This is a genomic window from Octadecabacter arcticus 238 (assembly GCF_000155735.2).
Taxonomy (GTDB): Bacteria; Pseudomonadota; Alphaproteobacteria; order Rhodobacterales; family Rhodobacteraceae; genus Octadecabacter; species Octadecabacter arcticus.
The window spans coordinates 2545591-2561488 of the sequence record NC_020908.1; the positions used below are offsets into that span (position 1 = coordinate 2545591).

At 56.8% G+C, this 15898-nt stretch carries 14 protein-coding genes and 1 pseudogene; 7 read left to right on the forward strand and 8 right to left on the reverse strand.

Annotated elements, in window-relative coordinates:
• The first annotated feature begins 10 nt into the window (after positions 1 to 10).
• The 5 genes and pseudogenes from hisD (at position 11) to OA238_RS13275 (ending at position 4614) form a co-directional block, all read left to right on the forward strand.
• Entirely contained in the window at positions 11 to 1318 is a 1308-nt protein-coding gene (gene hisD / locus OA238_RS13255) for a histidinol dehydrogenase (protein WP_015495553.1), read from the forward strand.
• Positions 1311 to 1481, forward strand: a pseudogene (locus OA238_RS13260) (SDR family NAD(P)-dependent oxidoreductase); the annotation flags it as partial. The gene hisD and the pseudogene OA238_RS13260, both read left to right, overlap by 8 nt.
• Positions 1482 to 1605: 124 nt before the next feature.
• Positions 1606 to 3093: an IS21 family transposase gene (istA, locus tag OA238_RS13265; RefSeq protein WP_044036712.1), complete on the forward strand. Its 1488-nt coding sequence runs from the start codon at positions 1606 to 1608 to the stop codon at positions 3091 to 3093.
• Positions 3090 to 3854, forward strand: a complete 765-nt coding sequence (istB, locus tag OA238_RS13270) for an IS21-like element helper ATPase IstB (RefSeq protein WP_015494275.1) — start codon at positions 3090 to 3092, stop codon at positions 3852 to 3854. Before istA ends, istB begins: the two co-directional genes overlap by 4 nt.
• Before the next feature lie 277 nt (positions 3855 to 4131).
• Positions 4132 to 4614, forward strand: a complete 483-nt coding sequence (locus tag OA238_RS13275) for a hypothetical protein (protein WP_044036811.1) — start codon at positions 4132 to 4134, stop codon at positions 4612 to 4614.
• Positions 4615 to 4778: 164 nt separating this feature from the next.
• Here the strand turns inward: OA238_RS13275 and OA238_RS35040 are convergent, their stop codons facing one another.
• The 7 genes from OA238_RS35040 to OA238_RS13310 form a co-directional block, all read right to left on the reverse strand.
• A complete protein-coding gene (locus OA238_RS35040) occupies positions 4779 to 5321 on the reverse strand; it encodes an HGGxSTG domain-containing protein (protein ID WP_420806488.1) in 543 nt (180 codons plus the stop codon).
• Positions 5322 to 5891: 570 nt separating this feature from the next.
• On the reverse strand, positions 5892 to 6926 hold the full coding sequence (locus tag OA238_RS13285) for an aldo/keto reductase (RefSeq protein WP_015495555.1): 1035 nt from the start codon (positions 6924 to 6926) through the stop codon (positions 5892 to 5894).
• Positions 6923 to 7963 (reverse strand): Gfo/Idh/MocA family protein, encoded by a 1041-nt coding sequence (locus tag OA238_RS13290; protein WP_015495556.1) that lies wholly within the window; start codon positions 7961 to 7963, stop codon positions 6923 to 6925. Before OA238_RS13290 ends, OA238_RS13285 begins: the two co-directional genes overlap by 4 nt.
• A complete protein-coding gene (locus OA238_RS13295; RefSeq protein ID WP_015495557.1) occupies positions 7960 to 9879 on the reverse strand; it encodes a D-apionate lactonase family protein in 1920 nt (639 codons plus the stop codon). The genes OA238_RS13290 and OA238_RS13295 overlap by 4 nt, the downstream gene beginning before the upstream one ends.
• Positions 9876 to 10883, reverse strand: coding sequence for an ABC transporter permease (locus OA238_RS13300; protein WP_015495558.1), 1008 nt, complete (start codon positions 10881 to 10883; stop codon positions 9876 to 9878). The genes OA238_RS13295 and OA238_RS13300 overlap by 4 nt, the downstream gene beginning before the upstream one ends.
• Before the next feature lie 33 nt (positions 10884 to 10916).
• Complete coding sequence (locus OA238_RS13305; RefSeq protein ID WP_015495559.1) at positions 10917 to 12482, reverse strand: sugar ABC transporter ATP-binding protein; 1566 nt, start codon at positions 12480 to 12482, stop codon at positions 10917 to 10919.
• Positions 12483 to 12489: 7 nt separating this feature from the next.
• On the reverse strand, positions 12490 to 13455 hold the full coding sequence (locus OA238_RS13310; RefSeq protein ID WP_015495560.1) for a substrate-binding domain-containing protein: 966 nt from the start codon (positions 13453 to 13455) through the stop codon (positions 12490 to 12492).
• 257 nt (positions 13456 to 13712) lie between these two features.
• Between OA238_RS13310 and OA238_RS13315 the strand changes: the two genes are divergently transcribed.
• Both OA238_RS13315 and OA238_RS13320 read left to right on the forward strand, forming a co-directional pair.
• Positions 13713 to 14528 (forward strand): SDR family NAD(P)-dependent oxidoreductase, encoded by an 816-nt coding sequence (locus OA238_RS13315; RefSeq protein WP_015495561.1) that lies wholly within the window; start codon positions 13713 to 13715, stop codon positions 14526 to 14528.
• Positions 14529 to 14539: 11 nt separating this feature from the next.
• Positions 14540 to 15400 (forward strand): sulfurtransferase, encoded by an 861-nt coding sequence (locus tag OA238_RS13320; RefSeq protein ID WP_015495562.1) that lies wholly within the window; start codon positions 14540 to 14542, stop codon positions 15398 to 15400.
• 21 nt (positions 15401 to 15421) lie between these two features.
• Here the strand turns inward: OA238_RS13320 and OA238_RS13325 are convergent, their stop codons facing one another.
• Positions 15422 to 15877 carry a VOC family protein gene (locus tag OA238_RS13325; RefSeq protein ID WP_015495563.1) on the reverse strand — a complete coding sequence of 152 codons (456 nt, stop codon included), beginning with the start codon at positions 15875 to 15877 and terminating at the stop codon, positions 15422 to 15424.
• Positions 15878 to 15898 lie beyond the last annotated feature (21 nt).

Below are 15898 nucleotides of genomic sequence, written 5' to 3' on the forward strand. Positions count from 1 at the left end.
CGACCCTAATATGGCACGGACCTATCTCAAGAAAGCGACGCTGACGGCACAATCTGGCGCGTCGGACGTTCATGACATTGTTCAGGGGATCCTGACGGACATTGAGGCGGGCGGGGATGACAAGGCCCGTGAATACGCGGTCAAGTTCGACAAGTATGACGGGAACATCATCCTGACGGACGAAGAAATCCAAGCGGCCTGCGATCGTGTGCCGGAGAAGTTGAAACAGGACATCCAATTCGCCCATGACAACGTGCGTCGGTTTGCCGAGGCCCAAAAGGGCACGGTCAAAGACATTGAATTTGAAATCACGCCAGGTCTGATCGCGGGACAGAAAGCGATCCCCGTGGATGCTGCGGGCTGTTACGTTCCAGGGGGGCGTTATAGCCATATCGCAAGCGCAATTATGACGGTGACAACGGCAAAGGTCGCAGGGTGTAGCCACATCACCGCAACATCGCCGCCGCGTCCCGGCTTGGGCGTTGCCCCCGCGATTGTTTATGCAGCCCATATTTGTGGCGCCCACAAAATTATGGCGCTGGGCGGTGTGCAAGGCGTCGCTGCAATGACGTTTGGGTTGTTCGGCTTGCCTAAGGCGAACATTCTTGTGGGTCCTGGCAATCAGTTCGTCGCTGAGGCCAAGCGTATCTTGTTCGGTCGTGTCGGAATCGATATGATCGCGGGCCCGACTGACAGCTTGGTTTTGGCCGACAAGACTGCGGATCCGCATATCGTCGCGGCGGACTTAGTGAGCCAAGCAGAGCATGGATATAACTCGCCAGTCTGGCTGGTAACGGACGACGTGGCTTTGGCCAAAGATGTCATGGCGCGCGTGCCCGTATTGATTGACGACCTTCCGGAACTGAACCGCGAAAACGCATTTGCCGCGTGGCGTGATTATGCCGAAGTGATCGTGTGCAAAGACCGCGAAGACATGGCCGCCTGTTCGGATGAATATGCACCCGAACATTTGACCGTTCAGGCAGAAGACCTCGATTGGTGGTTGGGTCGGTTGTCTTGCTATGGTTCTCTGTTCTTGGGCGAAGAAACGACTGTGTCTTACGGTGACAAGGCGTCAGGTACGAACCACGTTTTGCCAACGTCTGGCGCAGCGGGTTACACGGGCGGTTTGTCCGTTCACAAATACATGAAAATCGTCACCTGGCAGCGATCTACACGCGATGGGTCCAAGCGGGTTGCTGAAGCGACCGCGCGGATATCGCGACTGGAAGGAATGGAAGGCCACGCGCGCGCAGCCGATGTTCGCCTTGCCAAGTATTTCCCGAATGAGACGTTCGATTTGACCGCAGATGGCTAATCCAGACACCCTTTTTGATCTAGGCGGCAAGGTCGCCTGCGTCACCGGTGCCAGTTCCGGTCTGGGGCGGCGCGCGGCGCTCGTGCTGGCGGAAGCTGGGGCCAAAGTCGTGTGTGTGGCCCGCCGCTCAGATGCTTTGGATAGCCTATGCAACGAGATTGGTGTGGTCTGAGAACGGCAGTGCAAAAGTGAGCCACGGAAGTGGCAGGATTATCTTGCTGCAGGCAAAGTAAAACTTTGCCACTTTAGTCTTTTCTGTTTTCAGGGAGGGCGGGGGTATTTTCAGCGTGGAACTTTACAGAAAGGTCCGCCTCGCACGTCGAGGTGGCATGAGCGAACGAGCAGCAGCCGTTCATTTTGGGATATCGCGCGCGAGCGTGAAGAAGATGATGAGCTTTTCGGTTCCGCCCGGATATCAACGAACTGCGAAGATCAAGCGGCCCAAGCTTGATGGCTTTACCGGCTTCATTGATCAATGGCTGCAAGACGATCTCAGCCGGAACCGTAAGCAACGTCACACGGCCAAGCGCATTTTTGAACGTCTGCGGGACGAGCATCAATTTCGAGGCGGGCAAACCACGGTCAAGAACTATGTCCGGGAACATGGCCGCCACCATCGAGAGATGTTTGTCCCACTGGCACATGCGCCTGGCCACGCTCAGGCGGATTTTGGCGAAGCGATGGTCGTGATCGGCGGTGTGGAGCAGAAGGCACATTTCTTTGCACTGGATCTGCCCTACAGCGACGCATGCTTTGTGCGTGCTTATCCTGCAGCGGTCTCCGAGGCCTGGGTTGATGGCCATGTCCATGCCTTTGCCTTCTTCGGGCGGGTGCCGCAGTCGGTTCTCTACGACAACGACCGGTGCCTTGTTGCGAAGATCCTGCCAGACGGTTCACGCAAGCGGACCAAACTGTTCAGCGGGTTTCTGTCGCATTACTTCATCCAGGATCGTTATGGTCGCCCGGGCAAGGGCAACGATAAAGGCGCCGTTGAGGGTCTGGTCGGATATGCCCGGCGCAACTTCATGGTGCCCATCCCTCATTTTGCCACGTGGGAGGCATTCAATCTTTGGCTGGAAGAGCAATGCCGCAAGCGCCAGAACGATGTCTTGCGCGGGCATAGCGACAGCATCGGGCAACGCTTGGCCCGCGATCTTGAGGCCATGATGGATCTGCCAGCATCTCCGTTCGATGCCTGTGATCAGGCCAGCGGCCAAGTGAACTCGCAAGCATTGGTGCGCTATAAAACCAACGATTATTCCGTTCCGGTTGCCTATAGCCATCGTGACGTCTGGCTACGCGGCTATGTCGATCAGGTTGTGATTGGCTGTGGTGGCGACGTCATTTCCCGCCACCCAAGGTGCTGGGACCGCGAAGACATGGTCTTTGACCCGATCCACTACTTGCCCCTGCTGGATCAGAAGGCGGGCGCATTGGATCAAGCCGCCCCTTTGGCGGGCTGGGACTTGCCGGACGAATTTGCGACCCTGCGCCGCTTGATGGAAGCCCGAATGATCAAGGCGGGGCGGCGTGAGTATGTACAGGTCTTGCGGCTGCTGGAGACCTTCGAGATGGGGGACCTGCACATCGCCATCAAAAACGCGCTGCGCATGGGCGCAATTGGCTTTGATGCCGTCAAACATCTTGTGCTTTGCCAAGTCGAGCAGCGGCCACCCAAGCTGGATCTGGATGTCTATCCCTATCTGCCCAAGGCCAATGTCGGCACAACATCTGCAGCCAGTTACATGTCCTTGATGCGGGGGCAATCAGCATGACTGAAGCTCCCCAAATCCTTCTGGACCACCGCCTCAAATCGCTGCGGCTGCCGACCGTTCTGCGGGAATACAGCAAACTGGCCAAGCAAGCCGCAGCCGAGGGACTGGACCATGTGCAATTCCTTGCACGTCTAATCGAACTGGAGATGATTGACCGGGAACGCAGGATGATCGAGCGCAGGATCAAAGCCGCAAAGTTCCCAGCCGTTAAAAGTCTGGACAGCTTCGATTTCAAGGCGATCCCCGCCCTGAACAAGATGCAGGTGCTGGAGTTGGCGCGTTGCGAATGGATCGAACGGCGTGAGAATGTCATCTCGCTTGGCCCCTCGGGCACCGGCAAGACCCATGTCGCCTTGGGCCTTGGCCTATCAGCATGCCAGAAAGGCATGTCCGTTGGATTTGTCACCGCCGCCGCACTCGTCCATGAGCTGATGGAGGCCAGAGACGAACGCAGACTGCTACGGCTTCAAAAGCAGATGGTGGGTTACAAGCTGCTGATCATCGACGAGTTGGGCTTTGTGCCACTGAGCAAAACCGGCGCTGAGCTGCTGTTTGAATTGATCTCCCAACGCTACGAGCGCGGATCCACGCTAATCACAAGCAACCTGCCATTCGACGAATGGACAGAAACATTTGGGTCAGAACGCCTGACAGGCGCACTCCTCGACCGCCTGACCCACCACGTCAACATCCTAGAGATGAATGGCGAAAGCTACCGCCTTGGTCAGAGTAAGGCGCGTCAGGCAACGCCCAAAACCTGAACCTCAATCAGCATAGATTGGCCCTGACGGGCCAAAGCATCCGGGCAAACGCCAGCTATATGACAAGCGCAGCTGCCCGGATGCTGGCGCTCGTCTATACGCTGATTGTCCCAACCCCAAAGTGGCAACATTTTGCGCTGACCTTTGGCTCACTTTTACTCTGCCGTTGACAGGCGTCACGTTCAAAGACGGAATCGAAACCACAAACCCCGACCAGATCACCGCATGACCAACAATACTCAAACACCAGATTTGACAATAACTCATACAAGCTGGTGTGGATAAGGATTCATCCGATGCCGAAAGGTTCGTCAAGATACTCCAGTCTGCTTTAAGTATGGGGAGCTGTCATTTAGCAGCGCAAGGCGGAGGAAGTCCAAAATACCATACTGCTGCTGGTTGGAAGCTAACTGGCTCCGGGGAATACCAAAAAATAGAAGGCCAAGGCGTGAAAGTCGGGTGGATGAATGACAAGCACGTCTTCATAGATATCACGGCCGCTCAAAAGGTTGTAAAACAATTATCGCAGGCAACTGGTAACTACCTGGGAAGTAGCGATAGAGCCGTCACTAAGGCGTTGTACGAAGCAAACATGTTAGCTGAGGTGTCCAAAGATCGTCTGACGATGAAGGTGACTGTTGAAGGCCAACGCAGAAACCTTTTATGCATGGATACAGATCTGTTCATGGATATTGATTATGATGTAGTTGCGCCAGACCAGCTATTTTTGGATTGCTTAGATGAAGATATTCCATTTTGATGTCCCAGTGTCCCACTGATAAAGTGAGACACCTGGAAAAACAGTAGCAGTACAACAAACAAAAAGGGGAAGGTATTATTATTTATTGGGACAGTGGGATACTTTGATTTAATCAATTGTTTTAATTGCATAAAGGGTGTCCATAAGCTATTTTTACTTCGGGACTATGGGACACTCGCTACTATTCTGTTAGGATGAAACTCCACCCCACGAATTTGTGGCACCAACATTATAGGCCCATGGTCCAAGGACCGCGGTACTTGTTTGGGTGCCCCCCCTTGCAGCATCCCTACTTGCCCCTGAGGATGACCACAGCAACCCCCAAGGCAATTGGTCCAATGCCACGAGCCTGCTATCACCAGCCCCTTATTTGAACCAATCCCGCCAGTCCTTGTCCAAATGCCCGTGGTCCACGAACCACGCCTCCAGCTCCTTAAGTTCGCCGCGCCTCTGACGCCCCTCCTCTGCAAAGCGCCTAGCCGCTGCTCTCTTCTCTTTGGTGTAGAGCCCATGCTTGGTTTTAGCCTCCGTGAGTCGCGCAAGGCCTTCCTTGGTCTTGAACCAGTGGAAGCCCCTCCATGGAGCTTACAGCGCCCCACAGGGAGTCTAGCGGGGCGCTGGCACAAGGTACCCCGACGGGTCCGAGCCTCGCACCGAATACCCTGCCAGTTTGGGCCGTAGAGCCATGGTTTGGGATTAGCTTTCATTGTGCTCAACTATCATCGATTCATGGGGTTTTAGTATACCCCACCTTAGAGGGTGTGACTAGGCATGCGTGGCTTGGTCCACGGACCGCGGTCCAAGCAAGACCATCAAATGCCAACTGGGCGCAGGCAATGCTGAACGCGGACGTGGATGCGTGCTCTATTGTCCGGGGCCCGTGGTGCTTGGCTCCCGGTCCATGGGCCTGGGCAAGATGGTGCAGCAACCCCGGGCCAGGTTTGATGTAGCGAGATGAGGAGTGTTTTGTCATTCGAGTAAGCCACAAATTGGCGTTGTTACAGGGACCCCGGCGTGGGGCATTGTCGCGACACCGTCTGTAACAGTGGTTTCATGCGGCATCAGCATGCCGGCCGCAGGTGTTGACAGAGGCCAAGATTGGCGTCCGGATCCTTAACCGGATGACCGAAATTGGCCGCCCCAACTTCCAACGCACCGCCTGAATTCCGTCTTGGGTAGGTCGCGTTCCGCGCCGCACCTGATCCATGCAACACGGCCGCAATGGGGCCTGTACGAAAGATATTTTTCCAAGCCAAAATCAGACGAGGCATTGATTTTCAATCCTCTCCATCTGGAAGAATTGCATCTTCCAAGACTAGACCTTCAGATCGTACGTCCGACCAAAACCCGTTTGGAATTTTCAGTTTGAAATGCGCTATGTTAGCCCTGACTTCCTCTGGCGACACAGCTCCAAACACGACCGACGTCACCTCGGGCGCGGCCAGTGGGAATTGTAGCGCCGCGGCAGCCAGCGGGATGCCGTGATCAGAGGCGATGGACCATAAGCGCTTGACCCGGAAGGCTATATCGGTGGGCACGACCCCGTACTCATACTTTGCGTCACCTGTCAAGCCGGTAGCGAGCACCCCCGAGTTAAAGGCCCCTCCAATCACCATTGAGGCGCCGCGACGGCCGGCTGGTACTATCTCCTTGTTGTAGATCTCCTGCTCCAACAAAGTGTAGCGTGAGGCCACGAGGAAAACATCGAGATCGGCCCCATCGAGGAACCGTGGTATGAGTCCGCGCTCATTAATTCCCGCGCCAATGGCCTTGATCTCGCCCGAGGATTTCAGTTCTTCAAGCGCACGGTATCCCCCGTGTTCCAGCTCTTGGAAGCGCGCCTCGAATGCGTCAGGATCGGGGAAATGCCCCGTGTCCAAGTCGTGGATGTAGAGCGCGTCGATCCGGTTGAGCCCAAGCCGTTGCAGGCTGTCCTCGTAAGAGCGCATGATCGCGTCATACGTGAAGATATGGTCGACCTCGAATTCAAGTGCATCGGCCCAACGGGATTGTGTGTAAGCAACCCGATCGCGCGGCGCGCGCAGCACGCGCCCGACCTTAGAGGTTAACGAGTAGTCCGCCCGCGGCTTGTCGTAGAGGGCGCGACCCGTACGATGCTCGGCCTGGCCGGTCCCGTACCACGGCGCTGTGTCGTAGAACCGCAGTCCACTCTCCCAGGCAGCCTCAAAACTGGCCTGTGCCTCAAGCTCTCCGATGGAGGCGTAGATCCCGCCCAAAGGGCAAGTCCCAAGACCCATCACTGGGATACGCAGATCTGTGTTGCCGACACGGCAAGTTTGATCAGGGGTCATGGCGCGGTCTCCAGGTCATCAAAGGATACAAGCCGCCCGCTTTCGGCCGAGCGATAGGCTGCCTCCGCGAGTGCATAGGTTTGTAAGCTGTCCTCAGCAGAAGTCTGGAAAGCGCGACCGTGACAAAGACTATCAATGAAGTGTTGCTGAGTGCGTGGAACCGAGTCCTGAATCTGTGTCCATGGCGAGGAGGTCCAGTCGCGGCCATCGTCCTCGATTTTCTCATCCCGGATATTGCCACCGGAATGGACACGCAGCACCTCGTTTTCTAAAATCTGCACCGTGCCGCCGCGCCCCTCGATCACACCAAGGGTCTGTGGAAACAGGCTGGGCGTGCGATGGCTGGCATAGCTGATGTCGATGGCAGTTACAGACCCGTTTTTATGGCGCAACAGAAATGTTGATGCGTCTTCCCCGGCAAGGCCCTCTTTGACCGACTGGTTAAGGCATGTGACTGCATCGGCATCGCCCATCAGGAAACGGGCAAGATCGAGCATGTGGATTCCCACATCCATAATCATGAATCGCTCGGTCTTCAGCAGATAGGGCTGTGATGTATAAACATCAATGTCGTTGCGCCATGAGAGCCGCCCGAAACTGGTTTCGCCAATCTCGCCCGAGTCAAGGATGTCGCGCAACCTTAAAAAGAGTTTCTGGAAACGGAAATTCTCGTGGACCATCACCGGTATGCCCGCCTCGCGGGAGATTTGATCGATCCGGCGGCATGTGGCGAAATCTGGGCCAAGAGGTTTTTGGATAATAACGGGAATCTCTGCGGCTGCCGCTTGGGCCACCAGCGTCTCATGGGTGTCCATGGTCGTGCAGATATCGACGAAATCAAAGTCGCCAGCGTTCATGACGGAGGCATCCCCGTGCCATGCAGGAATGGAGAAGTCCTGTGCGATAGCCTGTGCCTTGGACACGTCGAGGTCGCATACGGCAGCTATCTCCGCCCCGTCGACCTCCGCCCAGCCGTGGAGGTGATTGCGCGAGAAGAACCCACACCCAATCAGTAGTCCCTTAAGAGAATCAGTCATCGGACTTCTCCGGTATGGGCCACTGCGTAGGCGGTGAGACGGGTGGGCCAATCGGCTGTTACCGAGTGATCGGGCGTCCTCGCCAGATCAGCTGCGGTGTCACCATCGAGAACGGTTCCGACTGTCGCCTTCAGCGGTAGATCGGGCATGTCACGTGTTTCAGACGTGAGGTTGGCAACGAGCGCACCCGGTGCGCCATCTCGCTCCCAAACGATGAAGGCCACATCGCTCTCAGTCCCTGCCGCGACGATCCGTGCGCCCGCTGCAGCGGACAACCAGCGTGCGACGTGGAAAATCGGATAGAGCGCGCCGTCCGACTGATCGTCCCAGAACGCGCGCGGATACTCCTGCTGCGAAGAGATCAGACCGAAGGGCCCTGTTGGCGCGGCGAAGGCAAACCGCTCGAAGCTGTAGGGCGCGATCTGGGCCAGATAGCCCACGATCCACGCGGCGGCCATCACACCCCGCTGGCGCGGGTCTCGGGCCGCCATTTCCTCACGCAATTCGGGCTCGTTCTGGGCGGGTGCCGAGCCGTAGGGGTTGAAACGCATACCAATCCCAATGGGCCCAATCGACAGTGGCAACCCGTTTGCCAGCGTCTTGGCACTCGTTGCGATATGGGGCAGTGACTGCAACGTCTCCATCACCGAAGCGTCGTCGGAGGCATGGACCACTGGCGTCGTGGCGAAGGTCACGCCCTGCCAGAGCGCCGTATCGGGCCGTTTGCGGTTGAACTCAGTAAAGAACGCTGGCGAGCCGCCAATCAGTTGGGCTGAGGGAAAATGCCTGACAAGCGCTGCGGCGAGGTCAGATTCCGCGGCGTGCGGCGGGCGCTCTTGACCGGGCTGGTAGCTGTTCTCATCAATCTTGGCGAAGGCGGACACCCGCGCGACCTCAACATCCGCATCAGACAGCTCGCGTGCGACCCGCGCAATGTCCGCGTCCAAGGCCTCGGTATCCTGTGCCGCGGTGACGATTTGAACCTCAAGGTCAGCTCGCGTCAGGGAAAGCAGCCTGGCCAACGGGCCGGCGTCAACCGGACTTGTCTCCTCGGTGAGATCGTATCTCAGCAGTAAAATTTGCGGCCCCAGCGCCTTAACCGCGTCGCCGTAATTAAGCGCGTGCTGCGCATCACCGGGCCGATCAAGCGGCAGGGCGTAGGACGGCATCTGTTGTCCCTCGATCTTGGGAGGCGTGACCGCAGGGGCTGGCCGCTTCCCAGTGCCGGTGACCGTCAAGCTCACCGATTGCTCGATCGGCTCGTCGGGGCTGATGAGGTAGGGTGATACCAATGCAAGGGGTCGGTTGTAAGTCTTGAACGATGCATCCGACCATTGCCGTTGATCCTCCATTTCAAAGATATCGCCCTCGAAGCGGGTTTCGATCGTCAAGCCCGGTGCAGGCCGATGGGTGATTGCGTGTATGTCCTTCACCGGTTGTCCCGGCGACAGCGTCAGCGGCATCTTCAGCGTCTCGTCGGATCCGGAAGCGTGTTCGATCTCCACATCAGTTCCGGCGAAGCCGTCTAGCGGGTGCAGAATAACGAAGCCAGTACGATTGGTCTCAAATTCCCTCTCCGCGCGGATGGTCGCGCGTGCGTTGAACTTACCGTCAGCCAGTCCGGCGATGCGAACCGACGCTATGACTCCCTTGCCTGGCTCGGCATAATGCGCCTCAAAGGCGACGGTGAATGCTTTGGCGCTTTCCTCAATCTCTAGGCTGGAGATTTTCGCCGAAGGAGTGCCCCACCCGGGGGTGCGGACAAGGAAGAGGACAGCGCGTAGGATTTCAACATTGTTCCAGCGAATGCACCGCATCGCACCTGCGGCATAAGTTGCCTCAAGCCGGCCAGCGCGAAGCACGCGCGGACGTTCTTCAGAACGCGGAGTCCCAGTAAGTAAAACAGTATTTGTCATCGACTCTGCCTCTTGATGAATGCGTCAAAGGCCACGGCGGCGATGATGATCAGGCCAATCATAATCTGCTGAGTGTAGGGGGGCGTGTTCAAGAGTACGAGACCATTGATCAGCACTCCGGTCAGGATAGCACCGATCACTGTGCCTATCACACCACCCGTACCGCCATGAAGGCTGGTGCCTCCGATGACGACTGCCGCAATCACGGTCAGTTCGTAACCAGTGCCGGCTACCGCTTCGGCAGAGTTAAGCCTGGCAGAGAGCACGAAGCCCGAAAGCCCTGCGCAAAAACCGATAATTCCGTAGGTCGCGATGGTGACACGGTTGACGTTGATCCCTGAGAGCCGAGCTGCCTCGGGGTTGGAACCGACGGCATAAACGGAGCGACCGAAGCGGGTTTGCGTAAGGACCAGATAGCCAATGAGTGCCACTACTGCGAAGACAATCAATGGCACAGGGACAGGACCGACAAGGCCTGTGCCCCACCACCCGTATTCTGGCGAGAAACCCGCGATATTGCCTCCGTTCCCGATAGCCAGCGCGATTCCACGAAAAATCGTGAGCCCGCCCAACGTGACAACGAAGGCCGGCACCGCCAGCCAAGCGACCGCCATGCCCTGCAAAAGTCCTGCCACTGTGCCTGCAGTCAGTGCCGCAAGTGCTGCGAACGACCAGTGCCAACCTGCCCCATCCGAGGAAAAGCTGCCGTCGATCCCACCTTTAGCCACTACGGCAGCGCACAGGCCTGCCACCGCGACCAGCGAACCGACCGACAGGTCGATCCCGCGGATCAGTATTACAAAGGTCATACCGACAGCGATGATCCCGAAGATTGATACTTGCCGCAGGATATTGAAGAGGTTGATCGGCAACAGGAAACGGGGCTGCAGGCTGGTGAAGATCACCACGAGACCCAACAAGAAAATGAGTGGAGCGAGCTTGCCAAGAAGCGCAAATCGCCTGGCACGGGCAAGGGTAGCCTCGGTATCAGTACCGGTAATCATAGTTGGTTGGTCCTTAATGGAAAGTGATTATGCTCAATCATGGCTTGTCATCCGCGCCATAAGCATCTCAGCTGTGGCCTCGTGCGTATCCGTCTCGCCGGTTGTTTTGCCTTCGCGCAAGGTAACCACGCGGTCGGCGAGTGCTAGGATTTCCGGCATGTCGGAGGAGATCAACAGCACCGCCACGCCTTCGGCAGCGATTTTGCGGATCAGGTCGTGGACGTCCTCTTTGGCACCAACGTCAATGCCCCGCGTAGGCTCGTCGACAATGAGTACGCGAGGCTGCCGCGCAATCCAGCGCGCCAGGACAACTTTTTGTTGATTGCCTCCCGACAGCGTTGCGATGGGCACCCGGGCGTTCTGCATCTTGATGCCCAACTGCGAAACGTAGTCAGACAGCATCCGGCCCTCCGCCGCTCGGTCGACCCGACCAAAGGCGCGGGCAGGTACCGGCTGAGTCAGCGCGAAGTTCTCCAGCACTGATCGTTGCGGCAAGATCGACAGGTCTTTTCGGTCCTCGGAAACGTACCCGATTCCCGCCTTCATTGCAGCTTCGGGGCTGGCAGGTTCAAAGGGCGCGCCATCGAGCACGACTTGGCCCTCACCGATTGGATCGAGACCAAAAATCATCCGAGCCGTTTCGGTTCGGCCGGCACCCACGATGCCGGCAAGCCCAAGAATTTCGCTCGCGTGCAGGGCAAAACTCACGTTCTTGACCATCCGGCTGCCGCGTCCTCGATTGCGTGAGGCCAAGCCGTCGACCTCCAGCACAATCTCGCCCTGCGTGCGGTCAGCACCGGCCCGACTCAGCTCGATATGGCGCCCCGCCATGTCTCTGATCATCGAGGGGATGTCAGTCTCACTCACCAGACCCTCGGAGATGGCTGTGCCGTCTCGAAGGACAGTGAAGGTTTTGCAGAAGGCATTCACCTCGTCGAGGCGATGGCTGACGTAGAGGATGGCCACGCCCTCAGCGGCGAGCTGTTCGATAATCTCGCCCAGATGGGCGACTTCCTTTGGCGAAAGTGAGGCCGTCGGCTCGTCCATGATGACAACGCGGGACGAACGCGTTAGCGCGCGTGCGATTTCGACCATCTGTTGTTCGGCGACTGAAAGACTAGCTACCGGCGCTCGCACATCAATCGTGAGCCCTAGTCTAGCCAAGGCCTCGGCAGTCGCCTTGTGGACGTGACGCCAATCGATCAGTCCGAAACGTCCAATAGGGAGGTGACCCGCAAAAATTGCCTCCGCCACCGAGAGATCAGGAAACAGGGAGAGCTCCTGTCGAATTACGCTGATACCCGCTCTGTCGGCCTCGAGCGGGCTCAGGAATTGAATCTGCTCACCATCCATGCGGACCGAGCCACCGTCCGGTTGATGAACGCCGGATAGCAAGTTGATAACAGTCGACTTACCAGCTCCGTTCTCACCGAGTAGCGCGCGGACCTCTCCCTTTTTGAGTGATAGGCAAATCCCGTCGAGAACCGTGACGCCGAAGAATCTCTTTGTCAGTCGGTCCGCCTCAAGCACGATCGCACCGGAGCTCGTGTCGCGCCCCGGTACTGGATCTTTTGCTGGTTTGGGTTTGATGTCCAGCATGATTAGCTTACTCGCCAATCAGGCTGATACGCTCGGCCATGTCGAGATTTGCCGAGGTGATTGCGATAGGAGCCAAAAGGATGTTGTCACTTTCGGGCACAGTGCCATTGCGAATGTGGTCCACTAGAATCCGGACCGCAGTTCGACCTTGTTCACCTGGAAACTGATCAACTGTCCCTGCAAGGGTTCCGTCTCGCACAGCACGCAGCGCGTCTTTTGATCCATCATAGCCGTATATCGCGACCTGACCGGTCAACCCGCGAGCTTCGACCGCCTGCACTGCGCCAAGCGCCATGTCGTCATTGGCCGCAATGATGACCGCCGGCGCATCGCCGAGACCTGTGAGGATATTCTCGGTGACCGACAAACCTTCGTCACGGCTAAAGTTAGCCGCTTGTTCGGAAACAAATATGTAGCTGTCGCCCGCCGCATCGAGCGCTTCATGCGCGCCGCCATTACGATCATTAGCCGTTTTGTCGCCAGGAATGCCTTGTAGATTCACGATAGTAGCACCCTCAGGGAAATCGGCAATTACCTGCTCACCCTGAGCCACTGCCCCAATATAGTTGTCGGCCGCTACGTTGGCCAAGACATCTGGGACGCCATTCACTGGGCGGTCAACAGTTACGACTGGGATGCCGTTTTCGATTGCCATCCGGACCGCACCAGCTAGGGAATCAGCATCCGTTGGTGCGACGATGATCCCATCGACCCCCTGCACAATTGCCGCCTCGATGTCGGTGATCTGCTTGGGTGACGAAAGTTGACCATCGGCGACTATGATATTTACATTTCCAATAAGCGCGGCCTCATCCTCCATTTGCTCCACCATAAAGACGAAGTGCGGAAAGGCGAAAGACAGCGGTGAAACGAGAAGTGTTACCTCCTCTTCTGACTGAGCGCTGACTGGCGCACTTAGTCCTACTGCGGCGATTACGGCTGTAGCCGTCAACATGAATGTGCGTTTAAACATTGTAGCATTCCTCCCAGAATTTTTTTATCAGAGTAGCAATCTGCATACATTACAGTGCGATTACGCTCACACAATTAAGCAAATCCTGCAAGCCTTTCTTTTATTTCCGCCAAAATGGTGTAAAAATGAACTCATATCTGATCGACATCCATGCAAACTGTATGCAGATTTTAGTTGACTGTATGCCAGTCATGCACTTCTGATAGACATTGAAACTATTTCGATTTTTTATTGGCATCCAGATGGGGAGATAACAAATGACTACCTACTTAGAGGATCTATTCTCGTTGAAAGGCCAAACCGCCCTCGTCGCGGGCGGCGCGGGCGCAATCGGCCGGGAAATTTCGATTGCGTTGGCCCAAGCTGGTGCAACAGTGATTGTCCATGACCTTTCCCAGGACAGACTTGATGAAGTCTCTGAGCTTTTTGCCAACAGGGGATTTGACTTCATGGGTATGCAGATGGATCTTAGCACAGAGGAAGCGGCCACGGAACTTGTGAACGACGCCGTCCTACAAACCGGACGCATCGATATCCTCGTCAATCTTCAGGGCGCCAACCGGCGCAAGCCCATAAATGAAGTTACACAGGAAGACTTCGACCTCATCACCTCGGTAAACATGCGCTCAGTGTTCTTTATGTCCAAGGCCGTGCATAGGGTAATGAAGGCACAGGGCGGTGGGCGGATCGTGCACTTCAGCTCTCTCTCTGCTAATGTTTCTTTCGACACGATCTCGGTCTATGCGGCTACCAAGGCCGCAGTCACGTCGCTTACACGGAGTCAGGCGCACGAATGGGCTGTTGACGGAATCCAAGTTAACTCCATCGAGCCGGGTTTCGTGAAAACAGAATTCACGCGCCAGCTTTGGGACGACGACTACCGCGCGGAATGGTTCGCCAACTACATTCCGCAGGGGAGGATGGCCACACCGGAGGACCTCGTCACCACGACGCTCTACCTCGTGGCTCCCGCGACGCGCTACCTGACCGGACAGAACATTATTATCGACGGCGGTGTGATGACCGGAGCGAGTTGGGTCGAAGCACCCCGCCGCCCGGCAATCAAGCGATAGGAGCGCGCATCATGAGTGACTGGCTGATCGAGACTGAGGTGCTAGCCCGCAATCTACGAGATGATGTTGAGGCCGACAGGGTGGTCCTCGACTGCTCCTGGTATCTGCCCGAATCTGGCAAGCAGGCGATTGACGATTTTCGCGAGCGTCACATACCCCGCGCGCGTTTCGTAGACTTAATGGAAATTTCCGATCCGAGTTCTGATTATGTGAATATGCTGCCGAGCGCCAAACAGTTCGAGTCGGTTGTAGGTGGTTTGGGCATCGGCGACACTACCGATGTCATCATTTATGACGCAGGTTATGTCTCTGCCAGACTATGGTGGATGTTCCGCACCTTCGGCCATGACCGCGTGCGCATACTCAACGGTGGCCTGCGCAAATGGATCGCTGACGGGCAGAATCTAGAAACAAGCGAACCCGTCCCCGCTACCCGTCGGGACTTCAAAGCGAACATCATTCCAGGCCGCGTAGCATCCCTCGACGAGGTTCGCGATGCAGGGATTAATGGCAATGCCGTGATCGTCGACGCACGAACTGCAGCCAAGTTTGACGGCCACGAAGGCTCGGGCTATCCCGGCGTCGCATCCGGCCACATGCGCGGCGCTATCAGCACGCCTTGGCAGCTATTCTTCGAGCCTGCACCTTCGCATCGCTTTGTTTCGCGAGAACAGGCACGTAGTATCTTCGAATCGCGCGGCGCCGAGCTTTCCGGCCAGGTCCTTACAACCTGCGGCTCGGGCGTCACAGCTTCGATCCTTGGCTTTATGCTTGAAGAAATTGGGCACAGAGACTGGAAACTCTACGACGGCTCTTGGCACGAATGGGGGCAGCGGGAAGACACAGAGAAGTTGGTGAAGTCGGCCCCTTAGGGCAGTTGACGGACTTAACTCTCAGCTTGCCCCGCCCTCCGGTAACTGGATTAACTCAATGATCAATCCCTCCTCGGGTGTGCGAAAATAGGCGATCCGTGCCCCCTCGTTCGGTCCTGCGTCGATGCGTACCTCGTGGCCCACCCGGTCCATCGGCCAGGCCAACGCCTTCTCGGCGATCTCATCCATGTCTGTCACATTGACGGCCATGTGTAATGATCCTAGATCGACCGGGCGCGGCCGATAGTCCTTTCGATCATTGGGTGCTGAATAGGCTAGCAATTCAATCCGAGCCGGACCGTTCTGCATATAGACAATCTCAACCTCAGCGCCGGGCACTCCGATTACCGCCTCAATGATTGCGGGATCGCGCGGAGCACGCGAGATGGTGGAAAAGCCAAAGAGGTCACGGAACATCGATTCAGCGCGATCGAGGTTCTTTACGGTGATTCCAGTATGGTTGACGATGACGGTCATTGACTAGTTCCTTTTCGGTGT

Bases quoted from the DNA above. Each gene is read 5' to 3' on its own strand.
- istB (WP_015494275.1), top strand. From the start codon at position 3,090: ATGACTGAAGCTCCCCAAATCCTTCTGGACCACCGCCTCAAATCGCTG.
- OA238_RS13320 (WP_015495562.1), top strand. From the start codon at position 14,540: ATGAGTGACTGGCTGATCGAGACTGAGGTGCTAGCCCGCAATCTACGA.
- OA238_RS35040 (WP_420806488.1), bottom strand. From the start codon at position 5,321: ATGAAAGCTAATCCCAAACCATGGCTCTACGGCCCAAACTGGCAGGGT.
- OA238_RS13290 (WP_015495556.1), bottom strand. From the start codon at position 7,963: ATGACTGATTCTCTTAAGGGACTACTGATTGGGTGTGGGTTCTTCTCG.
- OA238_RS13285 (WP_015495555.1), bottom strand. From the start codon at position 6,926: ATGACCCCTGATCAAACTTGCCGTGTCGGCAACACAGATCTGCGTATC.
- OA238_RS13295 (WP_015495557.1), bottom strand. From the start codon at position 9,879: ATGACAAATACTGTTTTACTTACTGGGACTCCGCGTTCTGAAGAACGT.
- OA238_RS13325 (WP_015495563.1), bottom strand. From the start codon at position 15,877: ATGACCGTCATCGTCAACCATACTGGAATCACCGTAAAGAACCTCGAT.
- OA238_RS13300 (WP_015495558.1), bottom strand. From the start codon at position 10,883: ATGATTACCGGTACTGATACCGAGGCTACCCTTGCCCGTGCCAGGCGA.
- OA238_RS13315 (WP_015495561.1), top strand. From the start codon at position 13,713: ATGACTACCTACTTAGAGGATCTATTCTCGTTGAAAGGCCAAACCGCC.
- OA238_RS13310 (WP_015495560.1), bottom strand. From the start codon at position 13,455: ATGTTTAAACGCACATTCATGTTGACGGCTACAGCCGTAATCGCCGCA.
- hisD (WP_015495553.1), top strand. From the start codon at position 11: ATGGCACGGACCTATCTCAAGAAAGCGACGCTGACGGCACAATCTGGC.
- OA238_RS13305 (WP_015495559.1), bottom strand. From the start codon at position 12,482: ATGCTGGACATCAAACCCAAACCAGCAAAAGATCCAGTACCGGGGCGC.